Source organism: Pseudomonas sp. EA_105y_Pfl2_R69 (assembly GCF_963970915.1).
Classification (GTDB): Bacteria; Pseudomonadota; Gammaproteobacteria; order Pseudomonadales; family Pseudomonadaceae; genus Aquipseudomonas.
The window spans coordinates 469,072-492,145 of sequence record NZ_CAXAOO010000003.1; the positions used below are offsets into that span (position 1 = coordinate 469,072).

The following is a 23,074-nucleotide window of genomic DNA, read 5'->3' on the forward strand; positions in this document are numbered from 1 at the left end:
GCGGGATTGCGTCCGTCATGGCTACTGGCTATTTCGGCTGCGCTTGAGCCGTTCCGGGTAATCCCCGACAATGCGCGATCTTTTGCAAGCAGAGCGGGCTAGCCGAACATGGCGAACGACAAGGTCTCGATACACGGTGCCTGGGCCAGCCGGTGGGTGTTTATTCTTGCCGCGACCGGCTCGGCGGTCGGCCTGGGCAATATCTGGAAGTTCCCCTATATGACCGGGATGTACGGCGGCGGTGCCTTCGTGGCCATGTACCTGCTGTGCATCGTGCTGGTCGGGGTGCCGATCATGCTGGCGGAAACCCTGATCGGTCGCCGCGGCCGGCAGAGCCCGGTCAACGCCATGAAGAGCCTGGCGCTCGAGGCGGGCGCGTCCAGGCACTGGTCGCTGGCGGCGCTGGTCGGGCTGGTGGCGGCCTTGCTGATTCTGTCCTTTTACAGTGTGGTGGCCGGCTGGTCGCTGGATTACATCATCGGCATGGGCCGTGGCGACTTCCGCGGGATCAGCGCCGAGGGGGCGGGAGCCGCGTTCGGTGGTTTGACCAGCGACCCCTGGCGGCTGACCCTGTGGCACAGCCTGTTTATGCTGGTGACCGCCATCGTCATCGGCAAGGGAGTGGTGGCCGGTCTGGAGCGCAGCCTGCGGATCATGATGCCGCTGCTGTTCGTGCTGTTGCTGGTGCTGCTCGGCTACAGCCTGACCACCGGCCATTTTATGCAGGGCTTCGATTTCCTCTTCCACTTCGATCCGAGCAAGGTGCAGGACGGTATTCTCGCGGCCATGGGCCATGCCTTCTTCACCCTCAGCGTCGGTGTGGGCTCGATCATGGTCTATGGCTCCTATATGCCGAAGAAGGCCTCGATCGGCAGCACGGTCATCGCCGTTGGCCTGCTCGATACCCTGGTGGCGCTGACGGCCGGCCTGGCGCTGTTCCCCATCGTTTTCGCTGCGGGCCTGGAGCCGGGTGGAGGGCCGGGGTTGATGTTCGTGACCCTGCCCATCGCCTTTGGCACCATCGCTTTCGGTCAGATCGTGGGGTTGGTGTTCTTCGTGCTGGTGGCGATAGCCGCCTGGAGTTCGTCGATCTCCATGCTCGAGCCGGCGGTGGCTTACTTTGTCGAACGCAGCGGGCGCAGCCGGGCACTGGTGACCGGTATGCTGGCGCTGTTCTGCTGGGTGGTCGGCATGGGTACCGTGCTGTCGTTCAATATCGGCGCGGAGGCCAAGTTCTTCGTCTTCGCCGAGGACGGCTTTCACCTCTACCAGTGGGGGGCCGAGGGCGGGCGCAATTTCTTCGATAGCATCGATTACCTGACCAGCCGCATCCTGCTGCCCCTGGGTGGCCTGGCCTTTGCCCTGTTCGCCGGCTGGGCGATGAACCGCGAGGCGGTGCGCGACGAGTTGGCGATCAAGAGCCCGCTGTTGTTCAATCTGCTGTACTGGCTGGTGCGGGTTGTCGCACCTGTCGGCGTACTGATCGTATTTATTGCGGAGCTGAGCAAGTGACAGCCTGCTACCTGAGTGAAACCATAGCGTTATGAGCACCCATATTCAGCGTTCGGCTTTATTGCCTTATCCGGCCCAGGCGCTTTTCGATCTGGTCAACGATGTCGCCAGCTATCCGCAGTTCCTGCCCTGGTGTTCGGCCAGCGAGGTGCTGGAGGTCAGCGAGACCCATATGCGCGCCAGCCTGGCGGTGGCCAAGGGCGGCCTGAGCCAGCGCTTCGTCACGGTCAACACCCTGGTGCCGGGACAGATGATCCGGCTGAGTCTGGCCGAGGGCCCCTTTAGCCAGCTCCATGGGCATTGGGAGTTCAAGGCCCTCGGCGATACGGCCTGCAAGATCAGCCTGGACCTGACCTTCGATTATGCCGGCCCGCTGGTGCGCGCCACCCTCGGGCCGCTGTTCAATCAGGCGACCAACACCCTGGTCGATGCCTTCTGTCAAAGGGCCAAGCAGCTTTATGGATAAGCAGAACATCGTGGTCGAAGTGGTCTATGCCCTGGCCGATAAGCAGAAGTTGCTGCGTCTGAGCCTGCCTCACGGCACCACGGTGCGCCAGGCGGCGCTGCAATCGGGGATGCAGGCGCATTTCCCGGACCTGGATTTACAGAGCAGCCCGCTGGGGATCTTTGGCAAGGCGGTCGCCAAGCCGGATGAGCGGGTGTTGGAAGACGGCGAGCGGGTGGAGATCTATCGTCCGCTGATCGCCGATCCGAAAGAGGTGCGCAAGCAACGCGCGGCCAAGGCGGCCAAAGCCAAGGCGGGCGACGAAGAGGGGTAGCGAGCGTTTTGCCGCGCACAAAAAAGCCCGGACGTGTCCGGGCTTTTTTCTGTGTTGGCGTTACTGCGGGCTGGTTTCCAGCGGTTCCGGGGTCGGTACCGGGACGCTTTGCACGCTGTCGACTTCGCGCTGGATCTGTTCCAGCAGCGAGCCGGGGGCTGGCTTGTCTTCGACTGTCGGACGCGGCGTGGCGGGTGCTGTGGTCACGCCGCTGTCTTCGCCGAGGATGGCCTGATCGCGGCTGACGCCTGGCATAAAGTCGCCGGATAGGCCTACCAGTTGATCGTCGGCGCTGAAATTGACGCTGATGCGCTCCTGCAGGCGCTGTCCACCGCCGGGCTGGATGCTGTACAGATAGTCCCAGCGATTGGTGTGGAAGGTGTCGGTCAGCAGCGGGTTACCCATGATAAACCGCACTTGCCGGCGGGTCATTCCTGGGCGCAACTGGTCTATCATGTCTTGCGTAACGACATTGCCCTGTTGGATGTCGATTTTATAAACCCCGGGGAATGAACAACCGGCGAGTGCGAATAGCCCTGTAAGGGTAAGGCTGGTCAGCAGGAGCTTGGTTTTTTGCATCGGTGGGCGACTTCCACTATCTTGGCTGGGCAATATAAACCCGGATCATACCCGCAATAAAGGAAGCTGCGAAGCCGCTTCCGTGAGAAAGCAGACCATGGTTGAAAATAGCGAACTACGCAAGGCTGGCCTGAAAGTGACCCTGCCGCGGGTCAAGATTCTGCAAATGCTTGACTCCGCCGGTCAGCGTCACATGAGTGCAGAGGATGTCTACAAGGCACTGATGGAGGCGGGCGATGATGTGGGGTTGGCCACCGTCTATCGCGTGTTGACCCAGTTCGAGGCCGCAGGTCTGGTGGTGCGACACAACTTTGACGGCGGTCACGCCGTGTTCGAATTGGCCGACGGTGGTCATCACGATCATATGGTCTGTGTCGATTCGGGTGAGGTGATCGAGTTCTTCGATGTCGAGATCGAAAAACGTCAGAAAGAGATCGTCAAAGAGCACGGCTTCGAGCTGGTCGATCACAATCTGGTGCTCTATGTGCGCAAGAAAACCTGATTGATGTAGGCATAACATCGATGCCGGTATGACAAAGGCGACCCAAGGGTCGCCTTTGTGCTTTCTGTGGTCTGCTCGATCAGACCTGGACGCTGCCGACCATCTGTCGGGCGTGGGCCAGGGATTCTTCGGTCAGGTCGACGCCGCCGAGCATGCGGGCGATTTCCTCGACCCGCTGCGTGGGGCTCAGCTTGCTCACGGCGGTGCGGGTGGCATCGCTGTCGCGCACCTTGTGTACGAACAGGTGCTGGTGACCTTGCGCCGCCACCTGTGGCAGGTGGGTGACGGTCAGCACCTGGCCGCGTTCGCCGAGGCGGCGCAGCAGCTGCCCGACCACTTCGGCGGTGGGGCCGCCGATGCCGACGTCGACTTCGTCGAAGACCAGGGTCGGTACCCGTGAGGTTTGTGCGGTGATCACCTGGATTGCCAGGCTGATGCGTGACAGTTCGCCGCCCGAGGCGACCTTGGCCAGGGCTTTCAGTGGTTGCCCGGGGTTGGCGCTGACCAGAAACTCCAGTTGCTCCAGGCCGTTGGGGTGCGGCTCGCTGTTGGGATTGGCACTAAGCTTGATGCTGAAGCGCCCGCCGGGCATGCCCAGGTTCTGCATTTCCAGTTCCACCGCCGCGGCCAGTGCGCTGGCGGCCTTATGCCGCAGTTCACTTAGCTCCGTGGCCTTTTCCTGGTAATGGCGTTCGAAGGCACCGAGTTCTTCGCCCAGGCGTTCGGCGGCCTGATCGTCGGCATTGAGCCCTTCCAGTTCTTCGAATAGCTGCTGTTGCATGGCGATCAGCTCGCCGGGATGGATGCGGTGCTTGCGTGCCAGGGTGTAGATGGCGTCCAGGCGCTCTTCCATCTGCTGCAGGCGCTCGGGATCGGCGTCAAAGTGGTCGAGAAAGCGGTTCAGCTCGCCGACCGCTTCCTCGACCTGGATCTGCGCGCTGGCCAGCAGGTTGGTGGCTTCGCTCAGGGCACCGGGCTGGCCCTGGAAGGCACCGAGGCGGTTGAGGCTGCCGGTCAGGGCTGAGAGTACGTTGCCGGCGTCGTTCTCGCTGCACTGCTCGATCACCAGGCGGCAGGCGCTGAGCAGGCTTTCGGCGTTGGTCAGGTTCTTGTGCTCCTGCTCCAGTTGTTCCAGCTCGCTCTCGCCCAGGGCCAAATTGTCGAGCTCTTCGAGCTGGTAGCTGAGCAGTTGGTGACGGGCGCGCTGTTCGTCGCCGATGCTGGAGATGCGCTGCAGTTCGCTTTTGGTCTGTTTCCAGCGCTGTGCGGCGAGCTGCACCTGGCGCGCCAGTTCCTGGCTGCCGGCATATTCGTCGAGCAGGCGGCGGTGGGTGTCGGCCTTGAGCAGCGACTGGTGTTCGTGCTGGCTGTGGATATCGATCAGTCGCTCGCCCAGGGCCTTGAGGTCGCCTTGAGGGCAGGGCGCGCCATTGATGTAACCGCGGGAGCGGCCTTCGGCGGTGATCACCCGGCGGAGGATGCACGGCCCATCGTTGTCCAGGTCGCGCTCGGCCAGCCAGGCACGCGCTTCCGGGATGTCGTCTAGGTCGAAGCTGGCGAGAATATCCGCCTTGTCCGCCCCCGGGCGCACCACGCCGCTGTCCGCGCGGTCGCCCAGGCACAGGCCGAGGGCGTCGAGCATGATCGACTTGCCAGCCCCGGTTTCGCCGCTGATCACGCTCATGCCGGCGTCCAGTTCCAGGTCGAGGTGTTCAACAATGGCGTAGTTGTGTACGGACAGGTGCACCAGCATGGCGAGGGCCTCCCAAGTTCATGTCTGGTTATTTATACAGTGTTTTTTTGTGGGCTGACAATCCGTCTGCTGTCCTTGAAACCACATTTTTTGGCCCCATATAGCGGTCAGGCACGTGAGTTGAGGCTCGCGTCGGATTTTAAGAGGAGAGACGCATGGCTGACGAACAGACCCTGGATACGCAGAACCCCGATGTACAGACAGCTGCCGAAGCGGCTGCGGGCGATGACCTGGTTGCCCGCGTGCAAGCGCTGGAAGAGCAACTGGCCACTGCGCAGGATCAGTCGCTGCGCATGGCTGCCGATCTGCAGAATGTGCGCCGCCGCGCCGAGCAGGATGTGGAGAAGGCGCACAAATTCGCCCTGGAGAAATTCGCCAACGACCTGCTGCCGGTGATCGATAGCCTGGAGCGCGGTCTCGAGCTGTCCAGCCCGGACGACGAGGCGATCAAGGCCGTGCGCGAAGGCATGGAGCTGACCCTCAAGCTGTTCGGCGATACCCTCAAGCGCCATCAGCTGGAGGCGCTCGACCCCGAGGGCGAGCCCTTCAATCCGGAGCACCACCAGGCCATGGCGATGCAGGAGAGCGCCAGCGTCGAGCCCAATAGCGTGCTCAAGGTGTTCCAGAAGGGCTATCTGCTCAACGGTCGCCTGCTGCGCCCCGCCATGGTGGTGGTCAGCAAGGTACCGGCGGACGCGCCGCCATCAATCGATGAGCAGGCTTGAAATTCGGCGAATAGCCCCCATTAAACAGTCAAGCGTTTTAGTGCTACCGCGGCTGACAACGATCGGCGGCGGGATTATCAAAGTTTCGGGAGAGTGAAGATGGGCAAAATTATCGGTATCGACCTGGGGACCACCAACTCCTGTGTCTCCATTCTGGAAAACGGTAACGTCAAGGTTATCGAGAACGCCGAAGGCGCTCGTACTACGCCGTCGATCATCGCCTATGCAGGCGACGGCGAGATTCTCGTCGGCCAGTCGGCCAAGCGTCAGGCGGTGACCAATCCGCACAACACCCTGTACGCGGTGAAACGTCTGATCGGTCGTCGTTTCGAAGAGGATGTCGTGCAGAAAGACATCCAGATGGTGCCTTACAAGATCGTCAAGGCCGACAACGGCGACGCCTGGGTCGAAGTCAACGGTCAGAAGATGGCACCGCCGCAGATCTCCGCTGAGATTCTGAAGAAAATGAAGAAGACCGCCGAAGACTACCTCGGCGAGGCGGTCACCGAAGCGGTTATTACAGTTCCTGCCTACTTCAACGACAGCCAGCGTCAGGCCACCAAAGACGCCGGTCGCATCGCCGGTCTGGACGTCAAGCGCATCATCAACGAGCCGACCGCAGCCGCTCTGGCCTACGGTATGGACAAGGCCAAGGGCGACCACACCGTGATCGTCTATGACCTGGGTGGCGGTACCTTCGACGTTTCCGTGATCGAAATCGCCGAAGTCGATGGCGAGCACCAGTTCGAAGTGTTGGCCACCAACGGTGACACCTTCCTCGGTGGTGAAGACTTCGATATCCGTCTGATCGACTACCTGGTCGACGAATTCAAGAAAGAAAGCGGGATGAACCTCAAGGGCGATCCGCTGGCCATGCAGCGTCTGAAAGAAGCCGCTGAGAAAGCCAAGATCGAGCTGTCCTCGAGCCAGTCGACCGACGTCAACCTGCCGTATATCACCGCGGATGCCAGCGGTCCCAAGCACCTCAACGTGAAGATTTCCCGCGCCAAGCTGGAATCGCTGGTCGAAGACCTGGTGCAGCGCACCATCGAGCCGTGCCGCATCGCCCTGAAAGACGCCGGTATCGATGTCGGCAAGATCAACGATGTGATCCTGGTCGGCGGTCAGACCCGCATGCCGCTGGTGCAGAAGCTGGTAACCGACTTCTTCGGTAAGGAAGCGCGCAAGGACGTCAACCCGGACGAAGCCGTGGCCATGGGTGCAGCCATCCAGGGTGCGGTACTGGCCGGCGACGTCAAGGACGTGCTGCTGCTCGACGTATCGCCGCTGACCCTGGGTATCGAAACCATGGGCGGGGTGATGACCGCGCTGATCGAGAAGAACACCACCATCCCGACCAAGAAGTCCCAGGTGTTCTCCACTGCCGACGACAATCAGGGTGCGGTGACCATTCACGTGCTGCAGGGCGAGCGCAAGCAAGCCGCGCAGAACAAGTCCCTGGGCAAGTTCGACCTGGCCGAGATTCCGCCGGCACCGCGCGGCGTGCCGCAGATCGAAGTGACCTTCGACATCGACGCCAACGGCATCCTGCATGTCGGCGCGAAAGACAAGGCCACCGGCAAGACTCAGTCCATCGTGATCAAGGCCAACTCTGGCCTGTCCGAGGAAGAAATCCAGCAGATGGTGCGTGATGCCGAGGTCAACGCCGAGGAAGATCGCAAGTTCGAAGAGCTGGCCACTGCGCGTAACCAGGGCGATCAGCTGGTGCATGCCACCCGCAAGATGATCACCGAGGCGGGCGACAAGGCCACTGCCGATGAGAAGGCCGCCATCGAAACCGCTTTGAGCGCGCTGGAAGTGGCGATCAAGGGTGACGACAAGGCGGATATCGACGCCAAGATGAATGCCCTGTCCGAGGCCACCGCCCCGCTGGCGCAGAAGATGTACGCCGAGCAGCCGCAGCCGGGCGCACAGGCCCAGGACGGCGAAGAGGCCAAGGACGCAGCGGACGACGTAGTCGACGCCGAGTTCGAAGAGGTCAAGGAAAACAAGTAAGCGCGAGCTTATGCCGCTCTGGCCGGGCGTGACGCGAGTCGCGTCCGGCATGTTTCGCCGCGCGGGAGCTTGCTCCCGCGTTGGCGTGTCTGGAGCAGACGATTTGAAGGTATTGAAGACTTATGGCTAAACGTGACTATTACGAGGTGCTCGGTGTCGAGCGCGGTGCCAGCGAAGCGGAGCTGAAAAAGGCCTACCGTCGCCTGGCCATGAAGCATCACCCGGACCGTAATCCCGACGATAAAGACTCGGAAGAGAAGTTCAAGGAGGCCAACGAGGCCTACGAAGTTCTCTCCGATGCCGGCAAGCGCTCGGCTTACGATCAGTACGGTCATGCCGGGGTCGATCCGCAGATGGGTGGCGGCGGTGCCGGTTTTGGCGGTGCCAATTTCTCCGATATCTTCGGCGACGTATTCAGCGATTTCTTCGGCGGTGCCGGCGGTCGTGGCGGTCAGCGGGGCGGCGCGCAGCGCGGCAGTGACCTGCGCTACACCCTGGAGCTGGATCTGGAAGAAGCGGTGCGTGGCACCACGGTGACCATTCGCGTGCCGACCCTGGTGGGTTGCAAGACCTGCGACGGTTCGGGGGCGAAGAAGGGCACCAGTCCGGTGACCTGTACCACCTGTGGCGGTATTGGTCAGGTGCGCATGCAGCAGGGCTTCTTCTCGGTGCAGCAGACCTGTCCGCGCTGCCACGGCAGTGGCCGGATGATCACCGATCCCTGTGGCTCCTGTCATGGTCATGGTCGGGTGGAAGAGCACAAGACCCTGTCGGTGAAGGTGCCTGCGGGCGTCGATAGCGGCGACCGCATTCGTCTGTCCGGCGAAGGCGAGGCCGGGGCCATGGGTGGTCCGGCGGGCGACCTGTATGTGGTGGTCAATGTGCGCGAGCACGCGATCTTCCAGCGTGACGGCAAACATCTGTACTGCGAGGTGCCGATCAGCTTCGCCGACGCGGCCCTGGGCGGCGAGCTGGAAGTGCCGACCCTGGATGGTCGGGTCAAGTTGAAGATTCCGGAAGGCACCCAGACCGGCAAGATGTTCCGCCTGCGTGGCAAGGGTGTGGCCCCGGTGCGCGGCGGCGGTGCCGGCGACCTGATGTGCAAGGTGGTGGTGGAAACCCCGGTGCATCTGGACAAGCGTCAGCGTGAGCTGCTGGACGAGTTCCGCATGTCCCTGGAGGGCGACAGTTCGCACTCGCCGAAGGCCAATGGCTGGTTCGAGGGCGTAAAGCGCTTCTTTGGCGACCTGTAAATTTCGCTGACAGGCTGTGCGGTCGCTGGACGGCGGCTGCAACCTGTCGCGACAGCTTGGAGCTGATAGCTATGCAACGTATCGCAGTAATGGGCGCCGCCGGGCGCATGGGCAAGACCCTGATCGAAGCGGTGCAGCAGGCCGAGGATGCGCAACTGAGCGCGGCCATCGATCGTGCCGATAGCAGCCTGGTCGGTGCCGACGTCGGTGAGCTGATCGCCCAGGGCAAGATTGGCGTCGCCCTGGTGGGCGATCTGCAGGCGGTATTGGATCGTTTCGATGTGCTGATCGACTTCACTCATCCGTCGGTCACCCTGAAAAATCTGGAAATCTGTCGCCAGGCCGGCAAGGCCATGATCATCGGCACCACCGGCTTTTCCCCGCAGGAGAAGCAGTTGCTGAATGATGCCGGCAAGCAGATTCCGATCGTGTTTGCCGCCAACTTCAGCGTCGGCGTCAATCTGTGCCTGAAGTTGCTGGATACCGCGGCGCGGGTGCTGGGCGACGAGGTGGATATCGAGATCATCGAGGCCCATCACCGGCACAAGGTCGATGCGCCGTCCGGCACTGCGCTGCGCATGGGCGAGGTGGTCGCCAATGCCCTGGGGCGCGACCTGCAGAAAGTCGCGGTCTACGGGCGTGAGGGTCAGACCGGTGCGCGGGAGCGCGAGACCATAGGGTTCGCCACCGTGCGTGCCGGCGATGTGGTGGGTGATCACACCGTACTGTTCGCCGCCGAGGGCGAGCGGGTGGAAATCACCCACAAGGCTTCGAGCCGCATGACCTTCGCCAAGGGCGCGGTGCGCGCGGCGCTGTGGCTGCAGGGGCGACAGCCTGGTCTGTACGACATGCAGGATGTGCTGGGTCTCACTTGACTGGGGTTCAATTAAGCGGCCTGTCAGGCGTCGGATGCCTTTTTGCGAGTTGCTCGCATCTTGCGGTGGACCAAAAAGGCATTTTTCTGTAAGCTTCCCGCTTTAGTGTGTCCACTAAAGTTGCGCAGAATGAATCAGATAAAAAAGCGGGGTGACGGTTGATACGTCATCCCGCTTTTTTACAATCTGCGTTTGCTTCACGTTTCGATCTTCGGAGGTTTTCTTGAGTAAGCCAGCCCTTAAACCTGCCATCCTGGCTCTAGCAGATGGCAGCATTTTTCGCGGCGAGGCCATCGGTGCCGATGGCCAGACTATTGGAGAGGTGGTTTTCAACACCGCCATGACCGGCTATCAGGAAATCCTTACCGATCCTTCCTATGCCCAGCAGATCGTCACCCTGACCTACCCGCACATCGGCAATACCGGCACCACGCCGGAAGACGCCGAGTCCAATCGGGTCTGGGCCGCCGGCCTGATCATTCGTGACCTGCCGCTGACCTCCAGTAACTGGCGCAACAAGCAGCCGCTGGATGAATACCTGAAGGAAAACGGCACGGTCGCCATCGCCGGCATCGATACCCGTCGCCTGACCCGGATCCTGCGCGAAAAGGGTTCGCAGAACGGCTGCATCCTGGTCGGCGATGACGCCACCGAAGAGAAGGCCCTGGACCTGGCGCGCAGCTTCCCCGGCCTCAAGGGCATGGACCTGGCCAAAGTGGTCAGCTGCACCGAGCGCTACGAGTGGCGCTCCAGTGTGTGGAATCTGAAAGACGACAGCCACCCGGAAATTCCGGCCAGCGAGTTGCCGTACCACGTGGTCGCCTACGACTACGGGGTCAAGCTGAACATCCTGCGCATGCTGGTCGAGCGCGGTTGCCGGGTGACCGTGGTGCCGGCGCAGACGCCTGCTGCCGAGGTGCTGGCGCTGAATCCCGATGGCGTGTTCCTGTCCAACGGCCCGGGTGATCCCGAGCCATGCGACTACGCGATCCAGGCGATCAAGGATGTGCTGGAAACCGATATCCCGGTCTTCGGCATCTGCCTCGGTCACCAGTTGCTGGCCCTGGCCTCCGGTGCCAAGACCCTGAAAATGGGCCACGGCCACCACGGTGCCAACCACCCGGTGCAGGACCTGGACACAGGCGTAGTGATGATCACCAGCCAGAACCACGGTTTCGCCGTGGACGAGGCCAGCCTGCCGAGCAATGTGCGGGCGATTCACAAGTCGCTGTTTGACGGTTCCCTGCAGGGCATCGAACGGACCGACAAGGACGCCTTCAGCTTCCAGGGTCACCCCGAAGCGAGCCCCGGCCCAGCCGATGTGGCCCCGCTGTTCGACCGTTTTATCGAAGCCATGGCCAAGCGCCGCTAAACCTCGCCGACCGACCCAAGGATTCGAGTAACCGCTATGCCAAAACGTACAGATATCAAAAGCATCCTGATCCTCGGTGCCGGGCCGATCGTTATCGGCCAGGCCTGCGAGTTCGATTACTCCGGTGCCCAGGCTTGCAAGGCGCTGAAGGAAGAGGGTTACCGGGTCATCCTGGTCAACTCCAATCCGGCCACCATCATGACCGACCCGGCCATGGCCGACGCCACCTATATCGAGCCGATCAAGTGGTCCACCGTGGCCAAGATCATCGAGAAGGAGCGTCCGGACGCCCTGCTGCCGACCATGGGCGGCCAGACCGCGCTGAACTGCGCGCTGGACCTGGAAAAACACGGCGTGCTTGAAAAGTTCGGTGTGGAAATGATCGGTGCCAACGCCGACACCATCGACAAGGCCGAAGACCGTTCGCGCTTCGACAAGGCGATGAAAGACATCGGCCTGGCCTGCCCGGTTTCCGGCATCGCGCATAACATGGAAGAAGCCTACGGCGTGCTGGAGAAGGTCGGCTTCCCCTGCATCATCCGTCCGTCCTTCACCATGGGCGGCACCGGCGGCGGTATCGCTTATAACCGCGAAGAGTTCGAAGAGATCTGCGCCCGCGGTATCGATCTGTCGCCGACCAGCGAACTGCTGATCGATGAATCGCTGATCGGCTGGAAGGAATACGAGATGGAGGTGGTCCGCGACAAGAAGGACAACTGCATCATCGTCTGCGCCATCGAAAACTTCGACCCCATGGGTGTGCACACCGGCGACTCGATCACCGTGGCTCCGGCGCAAACCCTGACCGACAAGGAATACCAGATCCTGCGTAACGCATCGCTGGCGGTGCTGCGCGAGATCGGCGTGGAAACCGGCGGCTCCAACGTGCAGTTCGGCATCTGCCCGAACACCGGGCGTATGGTCGTCATCGAGATGAACCCGCGCGTATCGCGTTCCTCGGCACTGGCTTCCAAGGCCACCGGCTTCCCGATCGCGAAGATCGCCGCCAAGCTGGCCGTCGGTTACACCCTCGACGAGCTGAGCAACGACATCACCGGCGGCCGCACCCCGGCCTCCTTCGAGCCGGCGATCGATTACGTCGTCACCAAGATCCCGCGTTTCGCCTTCGAGAAATTCCCCAAGGCTGACGCCCGCCTGACCACCCAGATGAAATCCGTCGGCGAGGTGATGGCCATCGGTCGTACCTTCCAGGAATCCATGCAGAAAGCCCTGCGCGGTCTGGAAGTCGGCGTGTCCGGCTTCGATCCGATGCTCGATCTGAACGATCCCGAAGCGGAAAGCACGCTCAAACGCGAGCTGATCGTGCCGGGTGCCGACCGCATCTGGTACCTGGCCGATGCCTTCCGCGCCGGCAAGACGGTCGAAGAAGTCTTCGAACTGACCCGTATCGACGAGTGGTTCCTGGTGCAGATCGAAGATCTGATCAAGGACGAAGAGCGGATCAAGACCCTGAGCCTGGCCAGCATCGACCGCGATCAGATGTACAAGCTCAAGCGCAAGGGCTTCTCCGATATCCGCCTGGCCAAGCTGCTCGGCATCTCCGAGAAGAGCCTGCGCAGCCACCGCCACAAGCTGAAAGTGCTGCCGGTGTACAAGCGCGTCGATACCTGCGCCGCCGAATTCGCCAGCGACACCGCCTATATGTACTCGACCTACGAGGAAGAGTGCGAGGCTAACCCGTCCACGCGCGACAAGATCATGATCCTCGGCGGCGGCCCCAACCGCATCGGTCAGGGCATCGAGTTCGACTACTGCTGCGTACACGCCGCCCTGGCCCTGCGTGAAGACGGTTACGAGACCATCATGGTCAACTGCAACCCGGAAACCGTCTCCACCGACTACGACACTTCCGACCGCCTGTACTTCGAGCCGGTAACCCTGGAAGACGTGCTGGAAATCGTCCGCGTCGAGCAGCCCAAAGGCGTGATCGTGCAGTACGGCGGCCAGACCCCGCTGAAGATCTGTCGCGCCCTGGAAGAAGCCGGCGTGCCGATCATCGGCACCTCGCCGGATGCCATCGATCGCGCCGAAGACCGCGAGCGCTTCCAGCAGATGGTTCAGCGCCTGCACCTGCGTCAGCCGCCTAACTGCACCGCGCGCAGTGAAGAAGAGGCTCTGGCCGCTTCCAAGGTCATCGGTTATCCGCTGGTGGTGCGCCCGTCCTATGTACTGGGCGGCCGGGCGATGGAAATCGTCTACCAGGAAGAAGAACTCAAGCGCTATATGCGTGAAGCGGTGAAGGTGTCGAACGACAGCCCGGTGCTGCTCGACCACTTCCTCAACTGCGCTATCGAAGTCGATATCGATGCCATCTGCGACGGCGAGACCGTGGTGATCGGTGCGATCATGCAGCACATTGAGCAGGCTGGCGTGCATTCCGGCGACTCGGCGTGCTCGTTGCCGCCGTATTCGCTGCCGGCGCATATCCAGGACGAGATCCGCGACCAGGTCAAGAAAATGGCCCTGGAGCTCGGCGTGATCGGCCTGATGAACGTGCAGATGGCGGTGCAGGGCGAGGACATCTTCGTTATCGAAGTCAATCCACGCGCCTCGCGTACCGTGCCGTTCGTCTCCAAGTGCATCGGCATCTCCCTGGCGATGCTCGGTGCCCGGGTGATGGCCGGCAAGACCCTGGCCGAAGTCGGTTTCACCGAGGAAATCATTCCCAATTTCTACAGCGTCAAGGAAGCGGTATTCCCCTTCGCCAAGTTCCCGGGCGTCGATCCGATCCTCGGCCCGGAAATGAAGTCCACCGGTGAGGTCATGGGGGTCGGCGACAGCTTCGGCGAGGCCTTCGCCAAGGCCCAGCTGGGTGCCAGCGAGATTCTGCCCAACGCCGGCGTGGCCTTTATCAGCGTGCGCGAGGACGACAAGCCGCAAGCGGTTCAGGTCGCTCGCGATCTGGTCGAGCTGGGCTTCGAGGTGGTCGCCACCGCCGGCACCGCCAAGGTGATCGAGGCGGCTGGCTTGCCAGTGCGCCGGGTCAACAAGGTCACCGAAGGCCGTCCGCACGTGGTCGATATGATCAAGAACGACGAAGTCACCCTGATCATCAACACCACCGAAGGGCGTCAGTCCATCGCGGACTCCTACTCCATCCGTCGTAACGCTCTGCAGCACAAGATCTACTGCACCACCACCATCGCGGCGGGGCAGGCGATCTGTGAGGCGCTGAAGTTCGGTCCCGAGAAGACCGTGCGTCGCCTGCAGGATCTGCATGCAGGAATCAAGGCATGATCAAATACCCCATGACCGTCCAGGGCGCGCGTGCCCTGGAAGAAGAACTGGCCCACCTGACCAAGGTGGTGCGCCCCAAGCTCAGCCAGGACATCGGTACGGCGCGTGAGCTCGGCGACCTCAAGGAAAACGCCGAATACCATGCCGCCCGCGAGCAGCAGGGTATGGTCGAGGCACGTATCCGCGATATCGAGGGTCGCCTGCAGAATGCGGTGGTGATCGATGTCACCGGCATCGAGCACACCGGCAAGGTGATTTTCGGCACCACCGTGGAGATCGCCAACGTAGAAACCGACGAGAGCGTGACCTACCAGATCGTTGGCGAGGATGAGGCCGATATCAAACAGCGCAAGCTGTCGGTCGGCTCGCCTATCGCCCGCGCCCTGATCGGCAAGGAGGAGGGCGATGTGGTGATGGTCAAGACGCCGAGCGGTGCGGTCGAGTATGAGATCGTCGAGGTCCGCCATCTCTAAGCCCGCTGCGCGCGATGCCGGGGCGATCAGCTGGCTGCTGGCCCAGACCCTCTGGGTTGGCGGTCTCTGGTTGTTGCATTTCCTGCTGTTGCCGGCCATCGCCAAGACCGGCCTGGCTTCACTTTTGGTCGAGACGCTGAGCGATACCCTGCGTCCGCTGCTGGTAGGGTTGGCGGCGGCTTGCGCTGGTGTGCAGGTGCTGGTACTGGTGCGTGGCGAAGGGCTGGCGAGTCTGTGGCGGGATATGCGCGGGCAGTTACTGCTGATGGTGCTGCTGATGGCTGCCTGTTATCTGAGTGCGCAGCGCCTTATGCCCGAGACGGCCGGACTCTGGCTGATGTTCAGCTATCTGGTGATGGCGTTCTGCGGCTTGCTGCTGGTGTTGCAGCCTGTTCCGGGCGGTCCCGGCGCTAAGCTGCATGCCTCCCCCGGGGGTAAGAAGCATGCAGCTTGAAGCTGTCAGCCGTGCTGGCGGTGGATATTCGACAGGTTCTTGTTCGGCTTGGGGTTCTTGCGGTAAATCAGGGCCATCTTGCCGATAACCTGCACCAGATCGGCATGACCGGCCTTGCACAGTTCGTTGATGGCCGCCAGGCGAGCTTCGCGCTCGACGATGCGCAGTTGCACTTTAATCAGTTCATGATCGCTCAGGGCGCGCTCCAGTTCGGCCAGCACGCCTTCGGTCAAACCATTGTCGGCCACGATCAATACGGGTTTCAGGTGGTGGCCGATAGATTTGAATTGTTTCTTCTGCTCTTGAGTGAGCGGCATAATCTGATTCCTGCATTTAATCTGGTAAAAACGGCGGCTAGTTTACCCGAGCGTCCCGTGACCCGCCCAGATATTCATGCTTTGTAAAGTTCGAGGTGTTGCGTGGCCCGTTCCAAGACCAGTCAAGGTTGGCTGAAAGAGCATTTCAATGATCCCTACGTGAAAATGGCGCAGAAGGACGGCTACCGTTCGCGCGCCAGCTACAAACTGCTGGAGATCCAGGAAAAGGATCGAATCCTGCGCCCGGGCATCACCGTGGTCGATCTGGGGGCCGCGCCTGGTGGCTGGTCCCAGGTCACCAGTCGAGTGATCGGCGACAAGGGCCGGCTGATCGCGTCAGATATCCTGGAGATGGACAGCATCCCCGATGTCACCTTCGTGCAGGGCGACTTTACCGACGATGCGGTGTTCGCGCAGATCCTCGAGGCGATTGGCAATCAGCCGGTAGACCTTGTGATTTCCGATATGGCCCCCAATATGAGTGGGGTAAGGGAGTCGGATCAGCCGCGCGCCATGTACCTGTGCGAGCTGGCCCTGGATCTGTCGACCCGGGTATTGCGTCCGGGCGGGGATTTTCTGATCAAGATCTTCCAGGGTGAAGGTTTCGATCTGTACCACAAGCAGGTACGGCAGATGTTCGACAAGGTGCAGATGCGCAAACCCTTGTCCTCGCGCGACCGCTCCCGCGAGCAATATATGCTGGCCCGCGGTTTTCGCGGGCTTTGAGTGGCATGCAACCATGCGTCGTCAGGCCAGTCCAAGGCTGTATGGGCGACGTGCTGCGGGTTGCCGGCAAATAAAGGGTTACAGACGGCGTCTGCCAGGTGCGGGCGTTGTGTAGTAAGTTAGATCGGTACATAACTGGTCGTCATGCGAAGCACGCTTCGAGACGAGGCCTGCTGCAGAGGGTAGCTAATTGAACGACATGGCAAAGAATCTGGTCCTGTGGCTGATCATCGCCGCCGTCTTGGTGACGGTGATGAACAATTTTTCCAGCCCGAGTGAGTCGAACAAACTCAACTACTCGGAGTTTATCCAGCAGGTCCAGGATGGCACCGTCAAGCGGGTGACCGTCGACGGCTTTATCATCAGCGGCGTGCGCGGCGATGGCTCTTCGTTCGAGACCGTGCGTCCGGCGATCCAGGACAACGGCCTGATCAAGGACCTGATCGACAACAATGTCGAAATCGTCGGCAAGCAGCCCGAGCAGCAGAGCATCTGGACCCAGTTGCTGGTCGCCAGCTTCCCTATCCTGGTGATCATCGCGGTGTTTATGTTCTTTATGCGCCAGATGCAGGGTGGTGCGGGCGGCAAGGGCGGGCCGATGAGCTTCGGCAAGAGCAAGGCGCGCCTGCTGTCCGAAGACCAGGTCAAGACTACCTTCGCCGACGTCGCCGGCTGCGACGAGGCCAAGGAAGAAGTCAGCGAACTGGTGGAATTCCTCCGTGATCCGGGCAAGTTCCAGCGCCTCGGCGGGCGTATTCCCCGTGGCGTACTGATGGTTGGCTCGCCGGGTACCGGTAAGACCTTGCTGGCCAAGGCGGTTGCCGGTGAAGCCAAGGTGCCGTTCTTCACCATTTCCGGCTCGGATTTCGTCGAGATGTTCGTCGGTGTCGGTGCGTCCCGCGTACGCGATATGTTCGAGCAGGCGAAGAAGCATGCGCCCTGCATCATCTTTATCGACGAAATTGACGCCGTCGGTCGTCATCGTGGTGCGGGTATGGGCGGCGGTCACGACGAGCGCGAGCAGACCCTCAACCAGTTGCTGGTGGAGATGGACGGTTTCGAAATGAACGATGGCATCATCGTCATCGCCGCTACCAACCGCCCTGACGTGCTCGACCCCGCGCTGCTGCGCCCGGGCCGTTTCGACCGCCAGGTGGTGGTCAGCCTGCCGGATATCCGCGGTCGCGAACAGATTCTCAAAGTGCATATGCGCAAAGTGCCGATGGGCGAAGATGTCCAGCCGGCGATGATTGCTCGCGGCACCCCGGGCTTCTCCGGTGCCGATCTGGCCAACCTGGTTAACGAAGCCTCCTTGTTCGCTGCCCGCGCCGGCAAGCGCGTGGTGGAGATGAAGGAGTTCGAGCTGGCCAAGGACAAGATCATGATGGGTGCCGAGCGCAAGACCATGGTCATGTCGGACAAGGAAAAGCTCAACACCGCCTTCCATGAAGCCGGTCACGCCATCGTGGGCCGTCTGGTGCCCGAGCATGACCCGGTCTACAAGGTATCGATCATTCCCCGTGGCCGCGCTCTGGGTGTGACCATGTTCCTCCCGGAAGAGGACCGTTACAGCCTGAGCAAGCGCGCCTTGATCAGTCAGATCTGCTCGCTGTTCGGTGGCCGTATCGCCGAGGAGATGACCCTGGGCTTCGATGGTGTCACCACCGGTGCATCCAACGACATCATGCGTGCCACCCAGCTGGCCAAGAATATGGTCACCAAGTGGGGACTGTCGGAAAAGCTCGGTCCGCTGATGTATGCCGAGGAGGAGGGCGAGGTGTTCCTCGGTCGCAGCATGGGCAGCCCGCAGAGCAATGTCTCGGCCGACACCGCCAAGCTGATCGACCAGGAAGTGCGCAGCATCATCGACGAGTGCTACGGCACCGCCAAGCAGCTGTTGCAGGAAAATCGCGACAAGCTGGATGCCATGGCGCAAGCGCTGATGAAGTACGAAACCATCGATGCCGAGCAGATCGAGGACATCATGAACGGTCTTGTACCGCGCGAGCCCAAGGGCTGGCAGGGTGGCGACGATAATAACGGTACGCCCACCGCGCCTGTTGAGGTCCCCGAGTCCGCAGATAAACCCATTGGTGGCCCGGCCGCCGAGCACTAAGGTTCGACATGTCTGCCGTACCAACCTTTGACCGGCTGCCCTGTGGTAGCCGGTTTCTTGATTTAAGTCGTCCGCAAGTGATGGGCATCCTCAATGTAACCCCCGATTCATTCTCCGACGGCGGGCGTTTCAGTCAGCGCGATGCGGCCCTGCGCCATGCCGAGGCGATGCTGAGCGCCGGGGCGAACCTGATCGATATCGGTGGCGAGTCGACTCGCCCCGGTGCCCGTGCGGTTTCCCCGGTCGAGGAGCTGGAGCGGGTTGCGCCGATTGTCGAGGCCATTGCCGCCGAACTGGATGTGATCATCTCGGTGGATACCTCGACGCCTGCGGTGATGCGCGAAACTGCGCGTCTGGGGGCCGGGTTGATTAACGACGTGCGCTCGCTGCAGCGCGACGGTGCCCTGGATGCGGCGGCCGATAGCGGCCTGCCGGTGTGTCTGATGCATATGCGCGGCGAGCCGACCACCATGCAGCAGAATCCGCACTATGCCGATGTGCTGCTTGAGGTGGGGGATTTTCTCCGCGGGCGCATGGTCGCCTGTGCGACGGCTGGTATAGCCGCCGAGCGGCTGATCCTCGATCCAGGCTTTGGTTTCGCCAAGGCCCTGGAGCACAATCTCCGCCTGTTCAAGCATATGGAAACCTTGCATGGCCTGGGTCGCCCCCTGCTGGTCGGGGTTTCGCGCAAAAGCATGATCGGCAAGGTGCTCGGGCATGAGGTTGGTGGGCGGCTGTATGGCAGCCTGGGCCTGGCGGCTCTGGCCATCACCAAGGGCGCACATATCCTGCGGGTGCATGATGTCGCCGAAACGGTCGATGTGGTGCGCATGCTGGCCGCAGTTGAGGCGGCCGAATAAGTATTCAAGGAATCCGAGTCATGGCTAGAAAATATTTTGGTACCGATGGTATTCGCGGGCGTGTTGGCGACTTTCCGATTACCCCGGACTTTATGCTCAAGCTGGGTTGGGCGGCGGGCATGGCCTTTCGCAAGCAGGGCAAGTGCCGCATCTTGATCGGCAAGGACACGCGGATCTCCGGTTATATGTTCGAGTCGGCGCTTGAGGCCGGCCTGGCCGCCGCCGGTGCCGATGTGCAGTTGCTCGGGCCCATGCCTACCCCGGCCATTGCCTACCTGACGCGCACCTTCCAGGCCGACGCCGGGATCGTCATCAGTGCCTCGCACAACCCCCATGACGATAACGGCATCAAGTTCTTCTCCAGTCAGGGTACCAAGCTGCCGGACGAGGTCGAGCTGATGATCGAGGAATTGCTCGATCAGCCGATGACCGTGGTCGAGTCGGCACAGATCGGCAAGGCCTCGCGCATCAACGATGCGTCCGGGCGCTATATCGAGTTCTGCAAGAGCAGCGTGCCGAGCAATACCAGCTTCGCCGGGCTGAAGATCGTTATCGATTGCGCCCATGGCGCGGCCTACAAGGTGGCCCCCAGCGTATTTCGCGAACTGGGGGCTGAGGTGCATGTGCTGTCGGCGCAGCCGGACGGGCTGAATATCAATGCCGGTTGCGGCTCTACCCATATGGAGACGCTGCAGGCCGAGGTGGTGGCGCGTCATGCGGATCTGGGGATCGCCTTCGACGGCGATGCCGATCGGGTGTTGATGGTCGATCACACCGGTACCCTGGTCGATGGCGATGAGCTGCTGTTTATCATCGCCCGGGATCTGCACGAGCGCGGCAAGCTGCAGGGCGGTGTGGTCGGTACTCTGATGAGCAACCTGGGGCTGGAGTTGGCCCTGGCCGATCTGGGCGTTCCCTTCGTGCGCGCCAAGGTGGGCGACCGTTATGTGATCGCCGAGTTGCTGGCGCGCAACTGGCAGCTGGGCGGCGAGGGCTCGGGTCACCTGGTGTGCTTCCAGTACACCACCACCGGGGATGCGATCATCGCGGCGCTGCAGGTGCTGATGGCGCTGAAGCGCCGCGAGCAGACCCTGGGCGAGGCGCGCCAGGGCATGCAGAAGTGTCCTCAGGTGCTGGTCAACGTGCGTTTCGCCGGTGGTGTCGATCCGCTTGAGCATGCCGCCGTGCAGGAGGCCAGTGCGCGAGTGACCGAACAGATGGCGGGGCGCGGGCGGGTGCTGTTGCGCAAATCCGGTACCGAGCCACTGGTGCGAGTCATGGTCGAAGGTGACGATGAAGGCCAGGTGCGCGGCTATGCCGATGAATTAGCTAAGGTTGTTGCGCAGGTATGTGCTTGATTCGGCTTGCCAGTCCTGAATCCGTTGGGTAACATCTGCGCCCTCTTTGACCGACGAGGTAAAGCATGCGTCGCCCAATGGTAGCTGGTAACTGGAAAATGCACGGTACCCGCGCCAGCGTCGCAGAGCTGATCAACGGTCTAGATCGTCAGGTGTTGCCTGATGATGTCGAGATAGCAGTGTTTCCCTCCAGTGTGCACCTTGTGCAGGTGAGCGCTGAGTTGGCAGGCAAGGCGGTTGTGGTGGGTGCGCAGGATTGTGCGACTGAGCCGCAGCAAGGTGCCCTGACTGGTGAAGTCGCCGCGTTTCAGTTGCTGGATGCGGGCTGCTCACTGGTGTTGGTGGGGCACTCCGAGCGCCGCTTGTTGCTCGGTGAGTCTGATGCGGTTGTCACGCGCAAGTTTGCTGCGGCGCAGTCATGCGGTTTGATCCCGGTGTTGTGTGTAGGGGAAACCCTGGCGCAGCGCGAGGCGGGCGAAACGCTGGCGGTGGTGGCGGGGCAGTTGGCTGCTGTTGCGGACGAGTTGGGTGTGCAGGTGTTTGAGCGTGCCGTGATTGCCTATGAGCCGGTTTGGGCGATAGGCACCGGGCTGACGGCTTCGCCGGAGCAGGCCCAGGAAGTGCACGCGGCGATTCGCGCCCAGCTTGCGACGCAAGATGCCGAGTTGGCTGGTGGGGTAAGAATTCTTTATGGCGGCAGTGTCAAGGCCGCCAGTGCTGCCGAGTTGTTCGGTATGCCGGATATCGATGGGGGGCTTGTGGGTGGAGCCTCTCTGAATGCGGATGAGTTCGGTGCGATCTGTCGCGCCGCAGGAAGCTGACATGATGCTGGAAACAGTCGTAGTAGTTTTTCATCTGCTGGGTGCGATCGGTGTGGTTGCGCTGGTTCTGCTGCAGCAGGGTAAGGGTGCCGATGCTGGCGCGTCTTTCGGTTCGGGTGCTTCCGCTACTGTTTTCGGTAGCCAAGGTTCCTCTACCTTTTTGAGTCGCGTTACTGCTATACTCGCCACCGCTTTTTTCATGACTAGCTTGGGCTTAGCGTACGTAGCTAAAGACAAAGCTGATGGCATGGCTCAGGTTGGTTTGCCTGATCCGGCAGTCCTGGAAGTTCAGCAGGCCAAGCCGGCTGTTGAAGATGTACCAGTTTTGGAAGCCACTACGCCGGCTGTTGAAGCGGCGGATGTACCTCAGGCCCCAGAGCAGCAGTAAGTAGTAGGCAGTAAACGATTTTGCCGAGGTGGTGGAATTGGTAGACACGCTACCTTGAGGTGGTAGTGGCCATAGGCTGTAGGGGTTCGAGTCCCCTCCTCGGTACCAATTTACAAGCAAGCCCGCTACATGCGGGCTTTCTTGTTGCTGGAGCTTCGGTTGACCCCCTGTGGGGTTCGGTCGTATACTTCGGCCCCAGCTTTGATGCGGGATAGAGCAACAAGGTCGCTCCTCGGGAGGTTTCCCGAAGATGGCTGGTTAAGTCCAGCCCCCCGCAATCAGATGTAGCGGAGCCCCTTTTCAGGGGCTTTTTGCTAGCTGGGTGACAGCTTTGCCGGCCTTTAGAGGGCGGTTCGATGATGGGCGCTTCGCCCATTTTTTATTTGCACAGCATGCGCGAGGGGTTCAGGTGTCGAGCAAGCTAGAACAGTTGCAGGCCTTGGTGGCCCCGGTAGTCGAGGCTCTTGGCTATCAATGTTGGGGTGTCGAGTTCCTGTCGCAGGGGCGGCATTCCCTGCTGCGAATTTATATTGATAAACAGCCTGATGGCGTAGTGATCGAAGACTGTGAAATTGTCAGTCGGCAGATCAGCGGCGTCCTCGATGTCGAGGATCCGATCAGTGCCGAGTACACCCTTGAGGTGTCCTCGCCAGGCATGGATCGGCCCCTGTTCACGCTGGAGCAGTTCGCCGCTCATGCGGGTGAGCAGGTAAAGATCAAGCTGCGTTCGCCTTTCGAGGGGCGACGCAACTTTCAGGGCCTTCTGCGCGGCGTGGAAGAGCAGGATGTGGTGGTGCAGGTGGACGACCACGAATTCCTGTTGCCGGTCGACTTGATCGACAAGGCCAATATCATCCCCAGATTTGATTGAGACGCGGATCCCGCGAGAGCTGCGCGGATTGCGCAGGATCCAATGGATTGCGAAAGGCGAGGCGTA

General features: G+C 61.4%; 22 protein-coding genes and 1 tRNA gene. 20 read left to right on the forward strand and 3 right to left on the reverse strand.

What is annotated here, in order from left to right; all coding sequences use genetic code 11:
- Window positions 1-108: 108 nt before the first annotated feature.
- The 3 genes from AACY13_RS11520 to AACY13_RS11530 are packed head-to-tail and all read left to right on the forward strand — an operon-like array spanning window position 109 to window position 2,291.
- The gene (locus AACY13_RS11520) at window positions 109-1,512 is read left to right on the forward strand and encodes a sodium-dependent transporter (RefSeq protein ID WP_339461604.1); all 1,404 of its coding nucleotides are present in this window, start codon (window positions 109-111) and stop codon (window positions 1,510-1,512) included.
- Between the two features lie 31 nt (window positions 1,513-1,543).
- A complete protein-coding gene (locus tag AACY13_RS11525; protein ID WP_339461606.1) occupies window positions 1,544-1,978 on the forward strand; it encodes a type II toxin-antitoxin system RatA family toxin in 435 nt (144 codons plus the stop codon).
- Window positions 1,971-2,291: an RnfH family protein gene (locus AACY13_RS11530; protein ID WP_339461607.1), complete on the forward strand. Its 321-nt coding sequence runs from the start codon at window positions 1,971-1,973 to the stop codon at window positions 2,289-2,291. Before AACY13_RS11525 ends, AACY13_RS11530 begins: the two co-directional genes overlap by 8 nt.
- Before the next feature lie 60 nt (window positions 2,292-2,351).
- Here the strand turns inward: AACY13_RS11530 and AACY13_RS11535 are convergent, their stop codons facing one another.
- Window positions 2,352-2,870 (reverse strand): outer membrane protein assembly factor BamE, encoded by a 519-nt coding sequence (locus AACY13_RS11535; RefSeq protein WP_339461609.1) that lies wholly within the window; start codon window positions 2,868-2,870, stop codon window positions 2,352-2,354.
- Window positions 2,871-2,967: 97 nt separating this feature from the next.
- On the opposite strand from AACY13_RS11535, the gene fur reads away from it, so the two are divergent.
- On the forward strand, window positions 2,968-3,372 hold the full coding sequence (fur, locus tag AACY13_RS11540) for a ferric iron uptake transcriptional regulator (RefSeq protein WP_325503147.1): 405 nt from the start codon (window positions 2,968-2,970) through the stop codon (window positions 3,370-3,372).
- Between the two features lie 79 nt (window positions 3,373-3,451).
- Here fur and recN read toward each other — a convergent pair whose 3' ends face one another.
- Window positions 3,452-5,125: a DNA repair protein RecN gene (gene recN, locus AACY13_RS11545; RefSeq protein WP_339461611.1), complete on the reverse strand. Its 1,674-nt coding sequence runs from the start codon at window positions 5,123-5,125 to the stop codon at window positions 3,452-3,454.
- 155 nt (window positions 5,126-5,280) lie between these two features.
- On the opposite strand from recN, the gene grpE reads away from it, so the two are divergent.
- The 8 genes from grpE to AACY13_RS11585 all read left to right on the forward strand — a co-directional run bounded on the left by grpE (window position 5,281) and on the right by AACY13_RS11585 (window position 15,551).
- Entirely contained in the window at window positions 5,281-5,850 is a 570-nt protein-coding gene (gene grpE / locus AACY13_RS11550) for a nucleotide exchange factor GrpE (RefSeq protein WP_339461613.1), read from the forward strand.
- A gap of 99 nt (window positions 5,851-5,949) precedes the next feature.
- Window positions 5,950-7,866 (forward strand): molecular chaperone DnaK, encoded by a 1,917-nt coding sequence (gene dnaK, locus AACY13_RS11555; RefSeq protein ID WP_339461615.1) that lies wholly within the window; start codon window positions 5,950-5,952, stop codon window positions 7,864-7,866.
- 122 nt (window positions 7,867-7,988) lie between these two features.
- Window positions 7,989-9,119, forward strand: coding sequence for a molecular chaperone DnaJ (dnaJ, locus tag AACY13_RS11560; RefSeq protein ID WP_339461616.1), 1,131 nt, complete (start codon window positions 7,989-7,991; stop codon window positions 9,117-9,119).
- 71 nt (window positions 9,120-9,190) lie between these two features.
- Window positions 9,191-9,994 carry a 4-hydroxy-tetrahydrodipicolinate reductase gene (gene dapB / locus AACY13_RS11565; protein ID WP_339461618.1) on the forward strand — a complete coding sequence of 268 codons (804 nt, stop codon included), beginning with the start codon at window positions 9,191-9,193 and terminating at the stop codon, window positions 9,992-9,994.
- Window positions 9,995-10,217: 223 nt separating this feature from the next.
- A complete protein-coding gene (gene carA, locus AACY13_RS11570) occupies window positions 10,218-11,366 on the forward strand; it encodes a glutamine-hydrolyzing carbamoyl-phosphate synthase small subunit (RefSeq protein ID WP_339461620.1) in 1,149 nt (382 codons plus the stop codon).
- A 36-nt stretch (window positions 11,367-11,402) separates the two neighbouring features.
- Entirely contained in the window at window positions 11,403-14,624 is a 3,222-nt protein-coding gene (gene carB, locus AACY13_RS11575) for a carbamoyl-phosphate synthase large subunit (RefSeq protein WP_339461622.1), read from the forward strand.
- Complete coding sequence (gene greA / locus AACY13_RS11580; protein WP_339461624.1) at window positions 14,621-15,097, forward strand: transcription elongation factor GreA; 477 nt, start codon at window positions 14,621-14,623, stop codon at window positions 15,095-15,097. The genes carB and greA overlap by 4 nt, the downstream gene beginning before the upstream one ends.
- A complete protein-coding gene (locus tag AACY13_RS11585) occupies window positions 15,069-15,551 on the forward strand; it encodes a DUF4149 domain-containing protein (protein WP_339461625.1) in 483 nt (160 codons plus the stop codon). Before greA ends, AACY13_RS11585 begins: the two co-directional genes overlap by 29 nt.
- 5 nt (window positions 15,552-15,556) lie before the next feature.
- On the opposite strand, the gene yhbY is transcribed toward AACY13_RS11585, so the two are convergent.
- On the reverse strand, window positions 15,557-15,868 hold the full coding sequence (gene yhbY / locus AACY13_RS11590; RefSeq protein WP_339461627.1) for a ribosome assembly RNA-binding protein YhbY: 312 nt from the start codon (window positions 15,866-15,868) through the stop codon (window positions 15,557-15,559).
- A gap of 102 nt (window positions 15,869-15,970) precedes the next feature.
- Between yhbY and rlmE the strand changes: the two genes are divergently transcribed.
- From rlmE to rimP, 8 genes are all read left to right on the forward strand, one after another.
- The gene (rlmE, locus tag AACY13_RS11595) at window positions 15,971-16,594 is read left to right on the forward strand and encodes a 23S rRNA (uridine(2552)-2'-O)-methyltransferase RlmE (protein WP_339461628.1); all 624 of its coding nucleotides are present in this window, start codon (window positions 15,971-15,973) and stop codon (window positions 16,592-16,594) included.
- A gap of 199 nt (window positions 16,595-16,793) precedes the next feature.
- Window positions 16,794-18,710 (forward strand): ATP-dependent zinc metalloprotease FtsH, encoded by a 1,917-nt coding sequence (ftsH, locus tag AACY13_RS11600; protein WP_339461630.1) that lies wholly within the window; start codon window positions 16,794-16,796, stop codon window positions 18,708-18,710.
- A gap of 8 nt (window positions 18,711-18,718) precedes the next feature.
- Window positions 18,719-19,570: a dihydropteroate synthase gene (folP, locus tag AACY13_RS11605; RefSeq protein ID WP_339461632.1), complete on the forward strand. Its 852-nt coding sequence runs from the start codon at window positions 18,719-18,721 to the stop codon at window positions 19,568-19,570.
- A gap of 20 nt (window positions 19,571-19,590) precedes the next feature.
- Window positions 19,591-20,928: a phosphoglucosamine mutase gene (glmM, locus tag AACY13_RS11610; protein ID WP_339461633.1), complete on the forward strand. Its 1,338-nt coding sequence runs from the start codon at window positions 19,591-19,593 to the stop codon at window positions 20,926-20,928.
- Between the two features lie 65 nt (window positions 20,929-20,993).
- Window positions 20,994-21,749 (forward strand): triose-phosphate isomerase, encoded by a 756-nt coding sequence (gene tpiA / locus AACY13_RS11615; RefSeq protein WP_339461635.1) that lies wholly within the window; start codon window positions 20,994-20,996, stop codon window positions 21,747-21,749.
- A gap of 4 nt (window positions 21,750-21,753) precedes the next feature.
- Window positions 21,754-22,137 (forward strand): preprotein translocase subunit SecG, encoded by a 384-nt coding sequence (gene secG, locus AACY13_RS11620; protein WP_325503284.1) that lies wholly within the window; start codon window positions 21,754-21,756, stop codon window positions 22,135-22,137.
- 22 nt (window positions 22,138-22,159) lie between these two features.
- Window positions 22,160-22,245 (forward strand) — tRNA-Leu (locus AACY13_RS11625).
- 301 nt (window positions 22,246-22,546) lie between these two features.
- Window positions 22,547-23,008, forward strand: coding sequence for a ribosome maturation factor RimP (gene rimP / locus AACY13_RS11630; protein ID WP_339461820.1), 462 nt, complete (start codon window positions 22,547-22,549; stop codon window positions 23,006-23,008).
- Window positions 23,009-23,074 lie beyond the last annotated feature (66 nt).